Raw genomic sequence first — 2,628 nt, forward strand, 5'->3', positions numbered from 1 at the left:
CCACGGTCCGCATCCGAAGGCGCTGCAGAACATGCTCGTGCAGAACAAGCCGGCGACCGACGAGTACGCGGTGATGATCGACACGCGCGACGCGCTCGAGGTCCAAGCCCCGGCGACTTCAGTCGAGTGGACCGCCTACCATCAGTCCTGGGGCGCCGCGTAGTTCAGCCGCGAGCAAACCTGCACGAAGCCGGCGCGGCGGATGTTCGCCAGCGAGGGATTGGCTTCGTCGCCGACCGGTTCGCCGGTCTCGGTGACAATCAGGCGGCAGCCGGCGGCGCGTGCGGCGTCGATGCGCGCCGCCAGCAGCGCCGACTGCGCACCGCGACCGCGGCAGTCGGCCAGCGTCGCGCCGATGCCGAGCCAGCCGATGCCGTCGCGCACGAACAGTGCCCCGGTCGCCACCGGAGCCGGTCCGTCGCAGGCGACGAACAACTGCCAGCCGCTGCGTCCGGCCAGCGACGCGAACCACGGCGCCAGCGCCGCCGGCATGTCGTAGGCGGAACAGGCGATCACGCCGATCGCCTGCGCATCCGCCGGCGTGGCGGCGCGCACGGCCAGCGCCGTCGGCGCCGGCGCTGCCGGCACCGGATCGCGCACGAGCTTCGCCCAGGCGCGTCGCGGCGGCAGCGCATAGCGACGCTGGCGCAGCCACTCTTCCAGTGCAGCAGGCTGTGCCAGCGGCGACCGATGCACCCACCAGCTGTTCACGCCGGAGGCACGGAACGCAGCCTCAATCGCGTCGAGATCGGCCTCGGTCGCCGCTTGGTCGACGCCCAGGCCGATCACGCGATTGAAATGGCTCACCGGGATCGAGGGCGCGATCAGCACGGTCGCGCCGCCGATCGTCTGCGCCGAGGTTCCCGGCACGTCGGCGCCGGCGGCGTAGAGGTCGGCGCAGGCCGCTGCCTCGATGGTGTCGGCATCGTGGATGAGCTCATTCATGTGCGCGTTCACGCTGGATTCGACGCCGCATCGGTGCGGCCGCGCGCGCCGGGGCCGAGCGTCGCCGCATTGACGTCGCGGCCCAGCAGCATGGCGCCGAAGCGCAGGGATTCTTCCTGTTCAAAGCCGACTTCGCCGTGGAACTCTGCCGGGTTGCGGAACGTGCCCCACAGCACGTCCCAGATCGGCAGGTCGCTGTAATTGTAGGAATGGAAGCCGCGCCGGTGATGCACGCAGTGCGATTCCGGCCGCTGGATCAGGTAGCCGAGCCAGCGCGGCGTGCGCACGTTGAAGTGCTGGAACAGGCCGTAGAACGCGGCGACATAACCGGTGATCGCGGCGGCCAGCGGATCGAGACCGAGGACGAACACCATCACCGTGAAGGACACGATCACGTTGTTGATGACTTCCAGCGGCGTGAACACCACGGCGCCGGCGATGTCGATCCGTTGCGGTGCGTGGTGCAGCTGGTGGACGCGCCACAGCAGCGGGTAGCGGTGATAGGCACGGTGCAGCGTCGCGGTTGCCAGCGACAGCACGACGTAGCCGGCCAGCGCGCCACCGGCAACGCCCAGCCGCGCGCCGGGCAGCAGGCTGTGCGCGGCCCATTCCGGCGGCACCAGCGAGGGCAGCACGGCATTGATCGTCATCAGCACGACGAAGAACAGGACACCCTTGCCGCGCCACCAGCGGATCTCCGGAAAGGTACGACCGGTCTTCAGCAGCGGCTCGGCGGCCATCATGGCGAAAAAGGTCACCGGGATCATCAAGGCGACGAGGTCTTCGGCGGACATGGCACTTCTCCTGTGAACTACCCGAACCTTACGGTGTAAGGCCGTTATACATCTCTGGCTTTACGGTGTAAAGTCCAGCGTATGTCCATCCGTCCACGAGTCGTGTCCCCCCGTCCGGACCGGAAGAAGCCGCGCGAACCGCTTAGCCGCGGCGGCATCGCCCGGGCGGCGCTGCAACTGATCGACGCCGAAGGGCTGGAACAGCTGTCCATGCGCCGCCTGGGCGCCCATCTCGGCGTCGAGGCGATGGCGCTGTACCACCATTTCCCCAGCAAGGCCGAACTGCTCGACGGCGTCCTCGACTGCCTGCTCGACGAGACCGATCCCGCGCTCGACGGCGACGACGCGCCGCTGCTGCGTCTGCGCCGCTGCTTCGACGCGCTGCGCGGTGTCGCCATTCACCATCCGCGCGCGTTCTGGGTGCTGGCGTCGCGGCGCTTCCGTACCGAGCGCTCGCTGGCCTTCTACGAGCGCCTTCTGCAGGCCTTCGCCGATGCCGGCTTCGACGCGCAGCACACGGCGCGCTACTTCCGTCTGCTTGCAGGCTTCGTCGTCGGCGCCGGCATCGCCGAAGTCGGCAGCCGTGCAATGCAGGGCGCCGCGACGCCGATCCTGCTGGAGCGCTACGCGGACCCCGAGCGGCATCCGCGGATCACTGAAGTGGTGCCGCATCTGCGCGTGGCCCGGCTCGACGACATCTTCAGCTTCGGTCTCGACACGCTGTTCGCCGCGATGGAGAAGGATCTCCGGCGCATGCGGCGCTGAGGGAAGCGCCGCTAGCCGAGGGCCACCGAAACGCCGAAAATCGGCGCATGAAACTCGCCACGCTCAAGGACGGCACCCGCGACGGGCGCCTGGTCGTCGTCTCGCGCGATCTGGCGCGCTGCAT

General features: G+C 69.1%; 4 protein-coding genes and 1 pseudogene. 3 read left to right on the forward strand and 2 right to left on the reverse strand.

Going from position 1 to position 2,628, the window contains the following annotated elements; translation table 11 throughout:
- Positions 1–163: pseudogene (locus tag AAG565_RS15615) on the forward strand (homogentisate 1,2-dioxygenase); the annotation flags it as partial.
- Here AAG565_RS15615 and AAG565_RS15620 read toward each other — a convergent pair.
- Positions 142–945 carry a GNAT family N-acetyltransferase gene (locus AAG565_RS15620; RefSeq protein WP_348820573.1) on the reverse strand — a complete coding sequence of 268 codons (804 nt, stop codon included), beginning with the start codon at positions 943–945 and terminating at the stop codon, positions 142–144. The pseudogene AAG565_RS15615 and the gene AAG565_RS15620 overlap by 22 nt on opposite strands.
- 8 nt (positions 946–953) lie before the next feature.
- Complete coding sequence (locus AAG565_RS15625) at positions 954–1,739, reverse strand: sterol desaturase family protein (protein ID WP_348820574.1); 786 nt, start codon at positions 1,737–1,739, stop codon at positions 954–956.
- Positions 1,740–1,841: 102 nt separating this feature from the next.
- Between AAG565_RS15625 and AAG565_RS15630 the strand changes: the two genes are divergently transcribed.
- Together AAG565_RS15630 and AAG565_RS15635 are read left to right on the forward strand one after the other, a co-directional pair.
- Positions 1,842–2,504, forward strand: a complete 663-nt coding sequence (locus AAG565_RS15630) for a TetR/AcrR family transcriptional regulator (protein WP_348820575.1) — start codon at positions 1,842–1,844, stop codon at positions 2,502–2,504.
- Positions 2,505–2,551: 47 nt separating this feature from the next.
- Positions 2,552–2,628 (forward strand): hypothetical protein (locus tag AAG565_RS15635; protein ID WP_348819923.1); only part of this gene is annotated, 77 nt, incomplete at its 3' end.

This window comes from Fontimonas sp. SYSU GA230001 (genome assembly GCF_040066175.1).
In the GTDB taxonomy this organism is placed as follows: Bacteria; Pseudomonadota; Gammaproteobacteria; order Nevskiales; family Nevskiaceae; genus Solimonas.

Coding starts and splice junctions, on each gene's coding strand:
- AAG565_RS15620 (WP_348820573.1), bottom strand. CDS start 945: ATGAATGAGCTCATCCACGATGCCGACACCATCGAGGCAGCGGCCTGC.
- AAG565_RS15625 (WP_348820574.1), bottom strand. CDS start 1,739: ATGTCCGCCGAAGACCTCGTCGCCTTGATGATCCCGGTGACCTTTTTC.